Source organism: Ligilactobacillus equi DSM 15833 = JCM 10991 (genome assembly GCF_001435735.1).
In the GTDB taxonomy this organism is placed as follows: Bacteria; Bacillota; Bacilli; order Lactobacillales; family Lactobacillaceae; genus Ligilactobacillus; species Ligilactobacillus equi.
The window spans coordinates 7,674-8,003 of record NZ_AZFH01000205.1; the positions used below are offsets into that span (position 1 = coordinate 7,674).

3 tRNA genes are annotated in these 330 nt (G+C 50.9%); all 3 read right to left on the bottom strand.

Annotation, left to right across the window (positions count from 1 at the left end):
- A tRNA-Ser gene (locus FC36_RS11440) sits at nucleotides 1–90 on the bottom strand.
- Between the two features lie 13 nt (nucleotides 91–103).
- Nucleotides 104–175: transfer RNA gene (locus FC36_RS11445), tRNA-Gly, on the bottom strand.
- Between the two features lie 3 nt (nucleotides 176–178).
- Nucleotides 179–251: transfer RNA gene (locus FC36_RS11450), tRNA-Thr, on the bottom strand.
- Nucleotides 252–330: the final 79 nt, after the last annotated feature.

A 330-nucleotide genomic window follows, 5' to 3' on the forward strand; every position in this document is an offset into this window, starting at 1 on the left:
AGGAGGATAAGAGATTCGAACTCTTGCGCGGTTTGACCCGCCTGACGGTTTTCAAGACCGTTCCCTTCAGCCAGACTTGGGTAATCCTCCAAATATAAGAAAGAGCGGAAGACGGGATTCGAACCCGCGACCCCCACCATGGCAAGGTGATGTTCTACCACTGAACTACTTCCGCATATGCCGACTAGAGGACTTGAACCTCCGACCTCCTCATTACTAGTGAGATGCTCTGCCAGCTGAGCTAAGTCGGCAATTTATTAATTTTACCTTCTGGTAAACGGTCCATGACGGATTTGAACCGACGATCTCCTCCGTGACAGGGAGGCGAGA